General features: G+C 69.5%; 11 protein-coding genes and 1 pseudogene. 6 read left to right on the plus strand and 6 right to left on the minus strand.

The window, feature by feature from the left end; genetic code table 11:
* Positions 1–36 precede the first annotated feature (36 nt).
* Positions 37–1,593 carry a vWA domain-containing protein gene (locus OEB96_RS14725; protein ID WP_266216401.1) on the plus strand — a complete coding sequence of 519 codons (1,557 nt, stop codon included), beginning with the start codon at positions 37–39 and terminating at the stop codon, positions 1,591–1,593.
* Between the two features lie 283 nt (positions 1,594–1,876).
* Here the strand turns inward: OEB96_RS14725 and OEB96_RS14730 are convergent, their stop codons facing one another.
* On the minus strand, positions 1,877–2,980 hold the full coding sequence (locus OEB96_RS14730) for a D-Ala-D-Ala carboxypeptidase family metallohydrolase (RefSeq protein ID WP_266216403.1): 1,104 nt from the start codon (positions 2,978–2,980) through the stop codon (positions 1,877–1,879).
* A gap of 273 nt (positions 2,981–3,253) precedes the next feature.
* Between OEB96_RS14730 and OEB96_RS14735 the strand changes: the two genes are divergently transcribed.
* Entirely contained in the window at positions 3,254–4,138 is an 885-nt protein-coding gene (locus tag OEB96_RS14735; protein WP_266216405.1) for a Dyp-type peroxidase, read from the plus strand.
* 3 nt (positions 4,139–4,141) lie between these two features.
* Here OEB96_RS14735 and OEB96_RS14740 read toward each other — a convergent pair whose 3' ends face one another.
* Complete coding sequence (locus OEB96_RS14740) at positions 4,142–5,401, minus strand: hypothetical protein (protein ID WP_266216407.1); 1,260 nt, start codon at positions 5,399–5,401, stop codon at positions 4,142–4,144.
* A 714-nt stretch (positions 5,402–6,115) separates the two neighbouring features.
* Here OEB96_RS14740 and OEB96_RS14745 point away from each other — a divergent pair.
* The 3 genes from OEB96_RS14745 (at position 6,116) to OEB96_RS14755 (ending at position 8,933) form a co-directional block, all read left to right on the plus strand.
* Positions 6,116–7,762 carry an FG-GAP repeat domain-containing protein gene (locus tag OEB96_RS14745; protein ID WP_266216409.1) on the plus strand — a complete coding sequence of 549 codons (1,647 nt, stop codon included), beginning with the start codon at positions 6,116–6,118 and terminating at the stop codon, positions 7,760–7,762.
* 269 nt (positions 7,763–8,031) lie between these two features.
* On the plus strand, positions 8,032–8,544 hold the full coding sequence (locus tag OEB96_RS14750) for a hypothetical protein (protein ID WP_266216411.1): 513 nt from the start codon (positions 8,032–8,034) through the stop codon (positions 8,542–8,544).
* On the plus strand, positions 8,541–8,933 hold the full coding sequence (locus OEB96_RS14755) for a hypothetical protein (RefSeq protein WP_266216412.1): 393 nt from the start codon (positions 8,541–8,543) through the stop codon (positions 8,931–8,933). The genes OEB96_RS14750 and OEB96_RS14755 overlap by 4 nt, the downstream gene beginning before the upstream one ends.
* A gap of 15 nt (positions 8,934–8,948) precedes the next feature.
* On the opposite strand, the gene OEB96_RS14760 is transcribed toward OEB96_RS14755, so the two are convergent.
* From OEB96_RS14760 to OEB96_RS14775, 4 genes are all read right to left on the minus strand, one after another.
* Entirely contained in the window at positions 8,949–10,307 is a 1,359-nt protein-coding gene (locus OEB96_RS14760) for a cytochrome-c peroxidase (protein WP_266216414.1), read from the minus strand.
* Positions 10,308–10,357: 50 nt separating this feature from the next.
* Positions 10,358–11,674: a cytochrome-c peroxidase gene (locus OEB96_RS14765; RefSeq protein WP_266216416.1), complete on the minus strand. Its 1,317-nt coding sequence runs from the start codon at positions 11,672–11,674 to the stop codon at positions 10,358–10,360.
* Positions 11,675–11,795: 121 nt separating this feature from the next.
* A complete protein-coding gene (selA, locus tag OEB96_RS14770; protein WP_266216418.1) occupies positions 11,796–13,193 on the minus strand; it encodes an L-seryl-tRNA(Sec) selenium transferase in 1,398 nt (465 codons plus the stop codon).
* A 60-nt stretch (positions 13,194–13,253) separates the two neighbouring features.
* Complete coding sequence (locus tag OEB96_RS14775; RefSeq protein ID WP_266216419.1) at positions 13,254–14,270, minus strand: helix-turn-helix domain-containing protein; 1,017 nt, start codon at positions 14,268–14,270, stop codon at positions 13,254–13,256.
* A gap of 81 nt (positions 14,271–14,351) precedes the next feature.
* Between OEB96_RS14775 and OEB96_RS46660 the strand changes: the two are divergent.
* Positions 14,352–14,852: pseudogene (locus OEB96_RS46660) on the plus strand (sigma-70 family RNA polymerase sigma factor); the annotation flags it as partial.
* Positions 14,853–14,898 lie beyond the last annotated feature (46 nt).

A 14,898-nucleotide genomic window follows, 5' to 3' on the forward strand; every position in this document is an offset into this window, starting at 1 on the left:
CCGCCCCACCCCGGCGGCATGCAAGGACCGACCACCATGGCCCACGCCCAGCTGTTCCGATCCGCCGCCCGGCGCACCGCCCCCGCCAATGCTCGCAACGAGGCCGGCGGCAAGGCCTACGCCCGCTCGGCTCGACAGGCGCTGGCCCAGTATGCGGCCACCGGCTGCTTCGGCACCACCTTCTACGCGACCCCGATGGCCCAGCTCGACAAGGTGATCGAGCTCTGTAACCAAGTCCCCGACGACTTCATCGCGCGCACCGCCGTCTACGCGCGCCAGCGCGCGTACATGAAGGACATGCCGGCGCTGCTGCTCGCGGTGCTCGCGGGTCGCCAGGGCGACGCCCTCGACCGCGTGTTCGACCGGGTCTGCGACAACGGCAAGATGCTGCGCGGCTTCGTGCAGATCGTCCGCAGCGGCGTGACCGGCCGGCGCTCGCTGGGCACCCGCCCCAAGCGGCTGGTGACGCGGTGGCTCGAGCAGCAGACCGACGCGACCCTGTTCCGCGCCAGCGTGGGCAACGACCCCTCGCTCGCCGACGTGATCAAGATGGTGCACCCCACCCCGAGCACCGCGAGCCGTCGCGCGCTCTTCGGCTACCTCGTGGGGCGCCCCTACGATCCTCAGGCCCTGCCCGAGCTCGTGAAGGCCTACGAAGCCTACAAGGCCGACCAGACCCAGGATCTCCCCAACGTTCCGTTCCAGATGCTGACCAGCCTGCCGCTCGACACCAAGGCGTGGCGCCAGATCGCCCGCAGTGCCAAGTGGCAGATGACGCGCATGAACCTCGCCACGTTCGCACGACACGGCGTGTTCGAGGACCGTGCGCTCACCAAGCAGATCGCGGCTCGCCTGTCCGACCGCGAGGAGATCCGCCAGGCCAAGGCGTTCCCCTACCAGCTCATGGTCGCCCATGCGCACGCGGGCAAGGACCTCCCCCACGAGCTGCGCGAGGCCCTGCACGACGCAATGGAGCACGCGGTGTCCAACGTGCCCCGCATCAACGGCCACGTGTACGTGCTGCCCGACGTCTCGGGCTCGATGCACTCGCCGGTCACCGGCCACCGCAAGGGTGGCACCTCGGCCGTGCGCTGCGTCGACGTGGCCGCCCTGGTGGCGGCGGCGATCCTGCGAAGCAACCGTCAGGCCACCGTGATGCCGTTCCACGACCGCGTGCAGCCGTGCGCGATCGAGCCCCGCGACAGCATCCTGACCAACGCCAAGCGGCTCGCCTCGCTGCCCAGCGGGGGCACCGATTGCAGCGCGCCCCTGCGCGAGCTCAACCGGCGCAAGGCCAAGGGAAACCTCGTGATCTTCGTGTCCGACAACCAGTCGTGGATCGACCGCGACCGCGGCTGGAACTCCGGTACCGCCGTGCTCACGCAGTGGGACGAGTACCGCCGGCTCAACCCCAAGGCCAAGCTGGTGTGCATCGACGTGCAGCCCAGCCCGACGATCCAGGCCCCCGACCGGGCCGACATCCTCAACGTGGGCGGCTTCTCCGACGCGGTGTTCACCATGATCGACGCCTTCGTTCACGACCGCATGCACCCCGACCACTGGGTGCACGAGATCGAGCGCATCTCGATCTGACGACCCGACCTCTGGCTGCGAATGCAGGCGAGACTACATCTTGGTAACGATCACGTCCCGTCGACTCCTCGTCGCAGCCACCTTTCTCCCCCACCCCCTCCACGACACGATCTTCGACCGCGAATGCAGTGAGGACTACATCGCTTCAGACGACGGGATCCCGGTTCGAATCCGGGCCGGTCCACCACTCACGGGCCGGTAGCTCAACGGTAGAGCACGAAAACGTCTTCACATCCCTCGTCGCGGTCACCTTTCTTCCTTGCAAGCCCCTCCATCACGTCGCTCATGGCACCGCCATCGTGCGCTCGAGCCGAGCGCCCACCCGCACGCGTACGCTGGCCGCTCCCGGGGGCGCCACGAAGTCCGTGGCGGTGATCGTGAGCAGCACCTGCCCGGAGGCATCGAGCGCGGTCCACTCTCGCAGCGGCTCCCCCTCGTCGAAGCCCTCGGCGGGGGCCCGCCACACGCCGTCGTCGCCCGGCTCGAGCGTGGCCTGGAACTGCGGTCGCTCGCCCTCGCCTCCGTCCATCGCCATCCCGAAGAACTCCTCGTCGACCGGATCGAAGCGGAAGTCACAGTGCACGTGGGTGGTGTACTCCACCAGCATCCCGCCGTGCGACGTGCAGGCGTTCTCGAGCGTCCCCAGGCCGACCTCGAGGGGATTGAGGTCGTAGGCGTCGCCATACATGTGCCGCGAGTAGGTGGCCGACCCGGGCACGCTGGCGTTGTAAGCGGGCGAGCGGTAGCCCGAGTTGACCCCCAGCGCGCCGACCTGATCGCGCAGCGCCTGCAGCGACACGATCGCGTGGACCTGCACCACCGCGTAGCGCCCCTTGTCGGCCTGGGCGATCTCGCCGAGCTGGAAATTGGGCGCGAGGTAGGTGGCGGGATCGAGCTCCTCGAGATCGAGCAGCGCGACCGGCGAGCGGTAGTTGGGGTCGCCCATGTAGGGCGGCGGATACTCGTAGCCCGCGGGCAGCGGGGCGAATTCGTGGATCGGCAGGCAGGTGCTGAAGTCGCCCGACTGCCCGGGGTAGCAGACCACATTGCCCATGGGAGGCGGTGGCTCGTCGCCCGTGGTCTCGTCGCCACCGTCCGAGCTCCCACCGTCGCTGCACTCACAGGGATAGTAGCCGTCGCCCTCGGGGTTGCACACGTGCATTCCCATCGAGCCGTCGGGGCACTCGCAGGCGATCGTCTCGCCGGGCGTGCATCCGGGGATCGTCCCGGACGTTCCGCCGCCGGTGGTCTCGTCGGCCGAGCCGGTCGAGGCCTCTTCGTCGCCGCCGGTCGAGGCCGCGTCGGTGTCGTCCGCCAGCGGATCCCAGGCCGACGTGCCCCCGTCGCCACCTCCAGCGCAGGCGCCGAGCCAGAGGCTCAGCATCATCGTCGTCATCGTTGGTCGCAAGGCCATCCTCGTGCGCGCGTCGAGCTCCACGCCTGCAAGCGTAGCGCGACGCCGCACCAGCAACCGCCGCATCGCAGCCCCCGAGGCCGGCCAAACGACTTCGCCGGGGGTCTCCCCGGTGGGGTGGATGGCCCTGCGTACAGCGTTCGATCCATGGATCACCGCGCCGGCGATTTCCGAGGCCTGCGATACTCGAAGAATTTCGGGAGACGCCCTGTCGCATCGAGCGACGCAGACGGTACAAGCCACCCCATGAGCGCCCAGCCGGGAATCCTCGACGACGTCCCCCTCGTCGCGCGCCACTTGTTCTTTCGTCGGCGCCCGGGCTGCGATCCCTCGGCAGCGCTGGCCGCCCTGGCCTCACGGGAGCTCGGGGGAGACGTCGTCGGGCTCGGCTCGTCGGTCGTGCGCGAGCACGCGGGCAAGGTGCCCGGGCTGCGCGAACACCCCTGCCTCACCGGACCTGGCCTCGCGGTCCCCTCCACGCCCTGGGCGCTGTGGGTGTGGATGCGTGGGGACGATCGCGGCAAGTTGCTCCACCGCGGCCGCGAGCTCACTCGCATCGTCGCCGAGGGCTTTGCGCTCGACCGCATCCTCGACACCTTCCGCTACGCCGAAGGCCGGGATCTGACGGGCTATGTCGATGGCACCGAGAATCCCACGGGCGACGATGCCCTGGCCGCCGCGTTCCTGAAGGGGGCCGGCCCCGGCCTGGATGGCTCGAGCTTCGTTGCGCTGCAAGCCTGGCGCCACGATCTCGATCGCTTCGGCGCCATGACCCCTCGCCAGCGCGACCACGTCATCGGACGCCGCCACGAAGACGACGAGGAGCTCGAGGACGCCCCCGCGTCGGCTCACGTCAAGCGCACCGCTCAGGAGAGCTTCGAGCCCGAGGCGTTCGTGCTGCGGCGCTCGATGCCGTGGGCCGAGTCCGGCGGAGAGGGCCTGCTGTTCGCGGCCTTTGGGCGCTCGCTCGACGCCTTCGAGGCCCAGCTGCGCCGCATGCTCGGACACGACGACGGGATCGTCGACGCGCTGTTCGGCTTCACCCGCCCCGAGACCGGCAGCTACTTCTGGTGCCCACCGCTCGCCGCAGGCCGCCTCGACCTGTCGGCGCTCGGGGCATGGTCGCGATGAGCGTCAGTTCCGCGACAGCTGGTAGACGTGCACCTCGTAGGGCGCGAACTCGTCGATGAGCGCGTCACTCACGAGCGTCACCGTCCGTGCCTCTGCGAAGACGCTCGCGTCTCCGGTGATGCCACCGAGCTGCAGGTGACCGGTGACCGCCGAGCCCGACGTGTTGAGCACGAACACCCAGGCCTCGCTCGCGGTCACTCGCCACGTTGCCTCGAGCGGCGCGTCGGGAGCCACCGTGACGGAGCCGGGATCGATCGCGGTCTGCAGCAGCGGGCCGAGCTCGGCGAGCAGATCGTGCTGCACGACCATCTCGGCCTTGACGGCGGGCTCGGTGTTGTCGAACTCGAAGGGGTTGAAGGCCTCGGGGAAGTAGAAGACCCCGCGCGCGCCGTGGATGATCGCGTGCCATAGCTGGGCGCGGTATTCATCGGGCGTGGGGCCGCGCGTGCCAGTACCCGGGAACCCAAGGCGTTGATCGCTGACCTCGATGATCGCGAAGAGCGGCTTGTCGGTCCAGTCACGGAGCCGATCCAGCGCTTGCCCCACGACGGTGACGTCCTCGCGAAGCGTCTCGTAGGGCAGCCACCCGCTCACCGGGTAGATGTCCTGGCTGACCCAGTCGGTCGAGTCGATGAGCCGCGGGTAGCACTGGTCGTTGTCGGGGTAGCAGTACTCGACCGGCGGCTGGTCGCCGGGTCCGTTGCAGTAGTCGCACGACGCAGAGAGCAGGATGTTGGGGCCGGAGAGGTTGACGAAGATCTTGCGCGAGGGATCGAGCGCCTTCCACTGGGCATGGCGGGCCTCGACGAGATCGACGCAGTTGCCCCCACACGGGACGTTGTTGCCCTCGACGTCGGGCTCGTCGGGCAACAACCAGGCCAGGAGATCGGTGCGTCCCAGATCTGCAGTTCCATCGCCGAGCGGCTTGCGGATCACCGCCAGGCCGAGGCTCTGCGCCTGCAGGTCCCACTCGGCCACCGTGGACCCCCCTGGCACGCTGAGCATGGTGTTGCAGCCGAGGTTGGCCCAGCCCTGCATGTCGTAGGGCGGCACGGCAAACACCCCGATCGGAAAGAAGCCGTCCAGGAATGCGCCAGGCTCGGGCCCGGGCGGCGGAGCCTGACCCGTGTCACCGGACTCGTCCGTGCCCGAGCCGCCGTTGCTGATGGTGCTCGGATCGCCCGGCCCTGCGCCGGTCGTGCCGCCGTCGCTGATCGAGCCTGGATCGCCGGGCATGGCACCGGTCGTGTCAGCGCCGCTCATGGAGCCCGGGTCGCCCGGCATGGCGCCGGCCGTGCCACTGCCGCTCGTGGCACCGCCGGTCGAGCCGGCGTCTGGCTCGTCGCATGCGGCACACGGTAGTGCGCACGACAGGAGGACGATCGTCAAGCGTCGCGAGACTCTGGTGATCTCGCATGAATGGTCGGGGATCGATTCCACGATTGCGAACTAGCACGTCACCAAGCGGCGGATCGAGCGTTCAACGCCATGCGTTCGATTTGGGCCATGACCGCAGATCGAGCAACGATCGATACATGATCGACTCTTGCATCTCACTCGATCGAGTACACGTTCGTCGAAGTCACGGTGAGTTGGTCATCGATCCCCGACCGGACGATCCATCTCTGCCATACTCGAGTCGACTCGACTCGCGCTCGCGCAACCGCGGTTCGAGCGGCCGTCCTCTCGACCCCGCCCCCATCGCGCGGTCGCCCCCGTCGACGCCACCGCCTCGTCGCGCCGGGCCGGTGCCCCCCTCGGGCTCGGCCGGCTCGGAGCACGCCCCGCCCCGTGCGATCCGTCGACGCTCGTCGCTTGGGCCGGCGCATGCACCCCACCGCAGCGCGGCTCCCGACGGCATCAGGGGCGGCCAGGGATGCCCGTACGAGACTCACCGCGAACGACGCTCGCGGGCCCGAGGCCGCGCCGCGGGCCTCCCTTTGCGACGATCGCTCGGATCTGCAACGGTATCGCTCGATGCGCGACGTCCGACGGGCGATCCTGGCCACGGCGTTCCTCCTCGCCACCGCGTGCGGCGACGACGGAGCCGAGAATCCCTTCGATCTGCCCGCGACCGAGACCAGCACGGCCTCGGGCTCGGGCTCGACGATCCCTTCGCCGTCGACTGGCTCCGCCACCGCCGACACCACGGTGGACACCACCGCCACCTCCGACGGGCCATTGCTGGACGTGGGCATCCCCGACGTGGGTACCGCCAGCTGCGAGGTGACCGACGACGGAAGCGGCGTGGTGCCGTGCATCGACAGCGCGCCCCCCGACAGCTTCGAGCCCGACGTGCAGTGGCAGTGGCAGGGCGTGGACGGGATGGATCAGATCATCACGATCCCGCTGGTCGCCAACCTCACCGACGACGACGGCAACGGCACCATCGACCTGTGCGACACGCCCGACGTGGTGGTGCAGCCGTTCTCCAACTACGCCAACTTCCTGGGCGCGATCGTGGTGCTCGACGGGGCGACGGGGCAGGTGCACTGGAGCAGCGACCCCATCATCGACGCCTCGTTCACGCCCGCGCTCGGCGACATCGACGGCGACGGGCTGCCCGAGATCATCGCCGTACGCCACGGGGTGCAGTACCTGGTGGCGTTCGAGCACGACGGCACGCAGAAGTGGCAGAGCGACCAGCCCTGGCCCGACTTCGGCTACTCGGCGCTGGCGCTGGCCGACCTCGACGGCGACGACGAGGTCGAGATCCTGGCCGACGTCTACGTGTATGGCTCGGGCGGGCTGCGGGAGCTCCAGCTCTCCGAGACCACGATCACCGGCTGGGGCAACGCCACCACCGCGGCCGACCTCGACGGCGACGGCGACCTCGAGATCGTGCTGGGCCGCAGCGCCTTCCACCACGACGGCACGCTCTACTACCGCAACGACTCGGTTCCCACCGGGTATCCCCAGGTGGCCAACCTCGACGGAGATCCCGAGCCCGAGGTGCTGGTGCAGACCTACGACGGCCTCACCGTGCTCGAGCACGACGGCACCATCAAGCTCGCGGCGCTACGCCCCACCGGGGTGCCCGCCGACGGGACCTCGTGGATCCGCCCGGCCACCGTGCACGACTTCGATGGTGATGGAACCGCGGGCTGGGCCACCAGCTCGGGACCGGTCTACGCCCAGTACGAGCCCAACGGGAGCCTCTCGTGGACCGCGATGGTGGAGGACGTGACGGGCAGCGCGGCGGGCACGGCCTTCGACTTCCTCGGCGACGGCGTGGCCGAGGCGATGTACGCCGACGAGTACGAGCTGTTCGTCTACGACGGCGACGGGACGCCGCTCTTGACCGTCCCGCGCAGCAGCGGCACCCTGCAGGAGTACCCCGTGGTGGCCGACGTCGACGGCGATGGCTCGGCCGAGATCCTCGTGGTCTCCAACGAGGGGTGGTTTGCCGACCAGACCGCGCCCGCGCTCCAGGTGATCCGCGACGTGCAGGACCGCTGGATCCCCGCCCGCCGGATCTGGAACCAGCACACGTACCACGTGACCAATGTGCGCGAAGACGGCACGATCCCGGCGATCGAGCCGCGACACTGGGAGCTGCTCAACACGTTTCGCACGCAGGCGCAGATCCAAGCGGGCGGTGTGTGCCAGCCCCCGGTGGGATAGGGCGGGGCGCGGCGGAATATGCGTTTGGCACGAGACTCGGGCCCCCACGCCGAAGCGTAGGGTGTTACCATGATGCCGGCCGTCACCGTTCGATGGTCCATGCCGACTGCACCTACACGCGGCGAATCGACCCCCGCCATCGCCCCCCGACATCGCCCCCCTCACCGGATCGACGAGGAGCCCCGTAGATGTCCAATGCGACAGCCTTGGTAGCGTCCGAGAGTCCCAAGGGAGCGCGGTTCTCGACCGCGTTCGACCGTCAACCAAGGATGGCTCGACTGGTTCGCCGGTTCGTGTCCGACTTCCACGACGAGCTCGTCCTGGGCTCGGTCTGCTCGGAGGGCTATGCCTCGCCCCAGGCGAGCCGGCTGTCGATGGCCGCGCACGAGCTGGTCGAGAACGCGATCACCCATGCGGCCGAGGGGGAGGCCTCGTTCTCGATCGAGATCGGCCCCGATCCGGAGGACCCCGCCCGTCGCTACCGGGTCGAGATGAAGACACGCAATCGCGCCGTTCCCGGAGACCACGAGGCCATCGATGCGCTGCTCCGGGCGCTACGGGCCGCCGCCGACCCCTTCGACGTGTTCCTCGAGCTGATGGCCAGCACGGTCAAGCGCACCGATGGCTCGGGGCTGGGGCTGGCGCGGGTCTGGGTCGAGGCGCAGATGGACCTGGCCTGCCTCGTCGACGGCGAGCAGCTCGAGATCACGGCCCGCGCGAGCATCGTGCGCGACTCGGAAGACACCGAGCGAGACCCCTCACGAGGACAGGCCCCGTCATGAACGCACCCAGATCCATTCGCCCCATCGTGTCCCAGGATCTGCTGGCCAAGGGCACGTCCGACGGCGAGGTCGTGGCGCTCGAGCTGCGGGGCACGGCCGAGCTCGGCGCCAAGGATCTGCTCGACGATCTGTTCGCCGATGCCTTCGACGTCAGCACCCGACACCGCCGGGTGGTGGTCGACCTTCGTCGGCTCGAGTACATGAACTCCTCGTCCTTCAAGAGCATGCTGACCTGGCTGGTGCGGGTGAGGGAGCTTCCCGAGTCCCAGCGCCCCAGGATTCGCTTCCTCTCCAATCCGTCCTTTCACTGGCAGCGGCGCAGCCTGCACTCGCTGGCGACCATGGGCGGAGACCTGATCGAGGTGGAGGAGAACCCGGAGACCCCCTGAGCCCGTCGCGGTCCCCTACTGATCGGTGAGGTCCTCGAGCAGCGCGTCGTCGACCGGCTCCCCGGTCAGCGTCTCGAGGAACGCGACCAGATCCTCCTTCTCCTGCGAGTCGAGGTTGAGCGGAACCATCAGCGGGTCCTTGGTGCCCTGGAAGCCATCCGCCTCGCCGCCGCGATCGTAGAAGTCCACGACCTCCGCGAGGGTCTGGTAGTGGCCCGTGTGCATGTACGGCGCGGTCATGGCCACGTTGCGCAGCCCCTTGGTCCGGAACGCGCCGCGCAGCGACTCGTCGACGGTGATGCCCTCGCTGCGGTCGATGCTGGGGTCGTCGTTGTAGGGGCCGGCCGTGGTGAAGTCCCAGCCGAGGTAGAGCCTCACGCCACCGAGACGGCCGTCCTCGCGGTCCTCGGGGAACACGTGATCGCCGAGCTGCGACACGCCGGTCACGTGGAACTCCTCGTCGGTGAAGTGGGGCCCCGCGTGGCACTCGACGCAGGCAGCCTTGCCGATGAACAGCTCGAGCCCTCGCCTGGCGCTCGCGCCGATGGCCGCGTCGTCGCCGGCCACGAAGCGGTCGAACGGGGTCTCCCCGGTGACCAACCGCCGCTGGTAGGCCGCGAGCGCCTTGCCGAAGTTGGCGAACACGCGGTTGACGAGCTCCTGGTCCTCGGGGGTCATCGAGCTCCACGGGCTGCTGGCATCGAGCGGGGTGGCGTCACGAGGGAAGCGCGTGTCGACGTGGGGGTTGGCCGGATCGAGGTCGTCCCCCAGCGCCCAGTCGGTGAAGACCGCGTCGTACTCGTCGCGGTACTGCTCGTGGAGGAAGCGCGCGATTTCGGTGCGCGTGGTGGCCATCATGAGCTCGGGCGGGGTCAAGCTCTTGCCCCACAGGTTGTCGCCGTGACCGACCCACCCAAACCACTCGCCGTAGGCCGCCACGTTGACGAGGGTGGACGCATTGCGACCGTACCAGTCGATGCCGAGCGAGGTCTGGTTGGGCATCGAGCGGGTGTCGATGAACCACTGGCCGAGGTGGCAATCGCGGCACGCCAGCCGCCCGGCCTCGCCGACCGCTCCGAGTCCACCCGTGGAACCATCGTCGCCCACGACCAGCGGGCCGGCGTAGCGCCGATCGAAGAACAGCTTCTGCCCGAGGACGGCGGCGTCCGGATCGTCGGCGTAGCGGTTGGTGGTGTCGGGCTCGAGCGCGGGCATCGGCGAGAGCGCGCCGATGATCTCGAGCTCGGCGCGGGAGAAGTCGTCGTCGTCCGAGCAGGCACCAAGCAACAGCAACAGCAACAGCCCCCCGCGGTGCGCCTTCCTGGGCACCGAGGCCCGCCGGTGTGCCATCGGCCCCGCGACCACGGCGTCCATCGTGGTCACCGCGCTGGGCCGGAGTCAATGACGCGGGTGGAGATTCGACACTACTGGTCGGTGAGGTCGACGAGCAGCGCGTCATCGACCGGATCCCCCGTCAGCGTCTCGAGGAACGCGACGAGATCGGCCTTGTCCTGCGTGCTGAGGTTGAGCGGCACCATCAGAGGATCCCTGACGCCCTGGAAGTCATCCGCCTCGCCGCCGCGATCGTAGAAGTCCACGACCTCCTCGAGGGTCTGGTAGTGGCCCGTGTGCATGTACGGCGCGGTCATGGCCACGTTGCGCAGCCCCTTGGTCCGGAACGCGCCGCGCAGCGACTCGTCGGCGGTGATGCCCTCGCTGCGATCGACGGTGGGATCGTCGTTGTAGCGGCCGGCCGTGTTGAAGTCCCAGCCGAGGTAGACCATCGCGCCACCGAGACGGCCGTCCTCGCCCTCCTCCGGGAACACGTGATCGCCCAGCTGCGACACACCGGTGACATGGAACTCCTCGTCGGTGAAGTGGGGACCCGCGTGGCACTCGGCGCAGGCAGCCTTGCCGATGAACAGCCGCAGCCCTCGCTTGGCGCTCTCGCCGATGGCCGTGTCGTCGCCGGCCACGAAGCGGTCGAAGGGGGTCTGCCCGGTGACGAGCAGCCGCTCGTAGGCCGCGAGTGCCTTGCCGAAGTTGGCGAACACCCGATTGACGAGATCCTGGTCCTCGGGGGTCATCGAGCTCCACGGGCTGTCGGCCGCGAGCGGGGTCGCGTCACGGGGGAAGCGCGTGTCGACCTCGGGATGGGTCGGGTCGAGGTCGTCCCCCAGCGCCCAGTCGGTGAAGACCGCGTCGTACTCGTCGCGGTACTGCTCGCGGACGAAGCGCGCGATCCCGGTGCGCGTGGTCGCCATGACGAACTCGGCCGGGATCAGGTTCTTGCCCCACAGGTTGTCGTTGTAGCCGACCCATCCAAACCACTCCTCGTAGGTCGCCACGTTGATCATGGTGGGCGCATTGCGGCCGAACCAGTCGATGCCGAGCGAGGTCTGGTTCGGCACCGAGCGGGTGTCGACGAACCACTGGCCGAGGTGACAGTCGCGGCACGAGAGCCGGCCCGCCTCGCCGACCGCCCCGAGCCCTCCGTTGGACCCGTCGCTGCCGACCGCGAGCGGACCGGAGTATCGCCGGTCGAAGAACAGCTTCTGACCGAGGATGGCCGCGGCCGGATCATCGGCGTAGCGGTTGGTGGTGTCGGGCTCGAGCGCGGGCATCGGCGAGTGCTCGCCGATCAGCGCGAGCTCGATCTCGGTGAAGTCATCGTGGTCCGAGCAGGCACCGAGCACCAGCGGGAGCACGAGCCACCCCATCTCCATCGATCTCGTACCCATCGATTCCATCGTGGCCGCCGCACGAGGTGGGAGTCAAGCGCAGCCCCGGGCCAATGACACCGACGGTGGACCAAGGGGGCCATCACGGCACGCCCTCGAGCCGCCGGGAGCGTCATCGTCGTCACCTGGATTGCAGGGCTCGCAGTGCATGCAGCAAGCGCTCGTCGTCATGCGGATCCACGCTGCGTAGATCGAGCAAGAGCGCGTCGTCCTCGATGCGCCCCACCACCGGCGGATCCCCGAGCCGCAGGCGCTTGGCGTCGCGGCTCGGGGCCTTGGTCGGGACGCGCAGCGCCACGCTGTCCATGGTGTCGCCGGGCAGGCTGCCGCCGCCGATGGTGGCGCGGCTGTCGACCACGGCCTGGGGAAGCGGCCACGCGAGCGCGGAGGCCAGCGCCTCGGCCCGCTGCCGCAGCTCGGTCACCGACACCGTCGCCATCTGGTGCAGCGGCAGGCTCGGCACGCCTTGGGGGCGCGCATGGGCGGCAAACGTGGCGTGCAACGCCGCGAGCGTGGTCTTGTCGGGCCGCAGCGCTCGCGCCATGGGATGCCGGCGGCAGCGCTGCACCAGCTCGGCCTTGCCGGCGATGATCCCCGCCTGCGGGCCGCCCATGAGCTTGTCGCCGCTGCACAGCACCAGATCGGCGCCCTGCTGCAGGTACTCCATCACGGTGGGCTCGCCCTCGGGTAGGCCGCCGCCGAGCGAGCCGCTGCCCAGGTCGGCGACGAGCGGCACGCCGTGGGCCCGGGCGATCTCGGAGAGCGCGGGCAGCTCCACCTCGCGTACGAAGCCCGACTGTTCGAAGTTGCTGCGGTGTGCCCACAGGATCGCCGACGCCGGTCGTCCCTCGTGCCCGGGCGCCTCGCCGCGCAGCGCCGCCTCGTAGTCGCGTGGATGGGTGCGGTTGGTGCTGCCCACCCCGATCACGGGGCAGCCCCCGGCGGCGGCCATGGTGGCCACGCGAAAGCCATCGCCGATCTCGACCATCTGGCCATGGCTGAGCACCACGCCGCCGGGCGGGCCCAGCACGGTGCACGCGAGCAAGAGCGCGGCCGCGTTGTTGTTGACCACGTGGGCGTCCTCGGCGTGGAGCACGGCGCGGAGCAGCGGCAGCAGGGCGGTGAACCGCGAGCCCCGCTGGCCGGTGGGCAGCACCACTTCGAGGTCGCACGAGCCCGCGGCGTCGACCATGGCTCGACGCGCCGCGGGCGACAGCGGGGCGCGGCCGAGGTTGGTGTGCAGCAGCACGCCGGTGGCGTTGATCACCGGGCGCGGGCGCGGGCGCGACCAGTCGTCGAGGGTGGCGCGCACGCGGGAGGCCAGCGCGGCGGCATCGGGCAGCGCGGGGGTCTTGCCGTCGCGCACCTCGGCCCGCAGCGCGTCGAGGGCATCGGTGACCAGGCGCTTTTGGATCGCACGCTGCCAGCCGCTGTCGGCCAGCGCCGGCTGGTCGAGCACCTGATCGACCTTGGGCAGGCGCGACAGGAGGGAGGAGAGCTCGGAGCGCGGTTGCGACATGAGACGGCGGCGGCGAGTCTGCCCCACGGCATTGCCCCTCGCCAAGGTTGCCCTGGACTCTCAGCCGAGCAGCGTCGCCACCCGCGCCGCCAAGCGCTCGGCATGCTCGGGGAGCCGCGGGTCCTGCAGGAGGTCGATCTCGTGCACCGTGTGGCCGCGCCAGGAGAACTGCTCGCTCGCCTTGCGGTGCAGCGCCAACGCGCGCTGCAGCTCCTCGGCTTGGGTGTAGGGGCTATAGAACTGCCCCGCTCGTGGGACGTCGAGCGTGGTGCGTCGCACGGCCTGCTCGGGGTCCGAGTACACCACGATCACCAGGTCGGGCTGAATGAGCAGGGTCTCGATGATCTCGATGACCCGTCGATCGCCGATGCCATCGGCCTCCTGATACACGCTCGGAGCCATCGCAAAGAACGGCGTGAGCACGACGGCCTCATCGGCGAGCGCGGGCCGGATGGCAGCCTCCTGCCGTTGCAGGCGCTCGCAAGCGAACAACAACGTGCGCTCGAGCGCGGGGCTGTTGCTGCTCGACAGGTCCCGAAACCGCATCCGCATGTGCTGCCACAGCTCGCTGCCATGGTCGTAGGAGACGAGCTTGCCGACCGCGTCGGGCGGCAACCGCTCCACCACCGCATCGGCCAGCTGCTCCAGGAGCACCCCGTCGATCCCCTCGAGCGAGAGCAATAGCCCGCCATGCCGACGATGGCGGCGCGTCGTCTGGAGCACGAAGGTCTCGGACCAGTTGGTGAGGTTTCGAGCGAGGTCGAGCAGCACGAGTCGATCCCGCCGCGGCAACGCGTCGAAGAACATGCGCCACTCCCGAGCCAGCTCGTCGGGCGGAGCCTCCGTGCCCAGCAGCGCGGTCACCGGCTCCTCGAACAGGCTCGAGAGCTTGAGCAGCAGGGATGCACTGAACATGTGTTTCCCCGACTCCAGTGCGTTGACGTGGGTCAGGCTCAGGCCCACGCGATCTGCGAGCTGACGCAGGCTCCAACCCCGCTCGGCCCGCAGGCTGGCCATACGGGCCCCAATTTGGGCATTGAGCACATCATCCTCGGCGGTCTTGCGGGCGCGGGCCATGGCGACCCCGGACGATACCGCAGGTTCGCGCAGGGGTCCTCATCCCCTCCGTCTCCCATTTTTCAGGAAAATTCCTGTTCAATGGTATCTTCGGGCACCGGGTGTGTCCTTTCTGGTGTGGCACTGCGCAGCGACTCCGAGGTGAGGATCGCCGGTCTCACCGTCGCCGAGGCCCATCGAGTGATCGAGCACGTCGTGCGCTCGATGGTCCGAGGACGAGCCCACGACGTGGCCGATGCGGTGCAGCACGTGTGGAACCAGATCCTCGGCGCCCTCGCTCGTGGACGCGCCCCCGAGCACCACCCGATCGCATGGTGGCGTAGTGCTGCGCGCAATACGGTGCTCAACACGTTTCGGCGGCGGGACGCACTCGACGACCCGAGTCGCGTCGAGCCGATCGAACCATGGCTCGACGAAGGAGAAGGCCGGCGATGGCGCTGGCACGACTGCGGCGCCGAGTCCGAGCTCGAACTCGAGCTGTGGATCCGGAGCCTCTCGGCGAGGCAGCGGGCGATCGTTGGGTTGCTTCGAGAAGGGTGGTCGGGGCGGGAGATCGCGGTGGCACTCGAGCTCTCCCCCACCACCGTGAGCCGCGAGCGACGCTCACTGGGACTCAGCTCGCAGCGAT

The sequence above is a fragment of the Paraliomyxa miuraensis genome (genome assembly GCF_026337845.1).
GTDB classification, from domain to species: domain Bacteria; phylum Myxococcota_A; class Polyangia; order Nannocystales; family Nannocystaceae; genus Paraliomyxa; species Paraliomyxa miuraensis.

Bases quoted from the DNA above. Each gene is read 5' to 3' on its own strand.
- OEB96_RS14730 (WP_266216403.1), bottom strand. From the start codon at position 2,980: ATGATGCTGAGCCTCTGGCTCGGCGCCTGCGCTGGAGGTGGCGACGGG.
- OEB96_RS14750 (WP_266216411.1), top strand. From the start codon at position 8,032: ATGGCTCGACTGGTTCGCCGGTTCGTGTCCGACTTCCACGACGAGCTC.
- OEB96_RS14765 (WP_266216416.1), bottom strand. From the start codon at position 11,674: ATGGGTACGAGATCGATGGAGATGGGGTGGCTCGTGCTCCCGCTGGTG.
- OEB96_RS14740 (WP_266216407.1), bottom strand. From the start codon at position 5,401: ATGAGCGGCGCTGACACGACCGGTGCCATGCCCGGCGATCCAGGCTCG.
- OEB96_RS14745 (WP_266216409.1), top strand. From the start codon at position 6,116: ATGCGCGACGTCCGACGGGCGATCCTGGCCACGGCGTTCCTCCTCGCC.
- OEB96_RS14760 (WP_266216414.1), bottom strand. From the start codon at position 10,307: ATGGACGCCGTGGTCGCGGGGCCGATGGCACACCGGCGGGCCTCGGTG.
- OEB96_RS14725 (WP_266216401.1), top strand. From the start codon at position 37: ATGGCCCACGCCCAGCTGTTCCGATCCGCCGCCCGGCGCACCGCCCCC.
- OEB96_RS14775 (WP_266216419.1), bottom strand. From the start codon at position 14,270: ATGGCCCGCGCCCGCAAGACCGCCGAGGATGATGTGCTCAATGCCCAA.
- OEB96_RS14755 (WP_266216412.1), top strand. From the start codon at position 8,541: ATGAACGCACCCAGATCCATTCGCCCCATCGTGTCCCAGGATCTGCTG.
- OEB96_RS14735 (WP_266216405.1), top strand. From the start codon at position 3,254: ATGAGCGCCCAGCCGGGAATCCTCGACGACGTCCCCCTCGTCGCGCGC.
- selA (WP_266216418.1), bottom strand. From the start codon at position 13,193: ATGTCGCAACCGCGCTCCGAGCTCTCCTCCCTCCTGTCGCGCCTGCCC.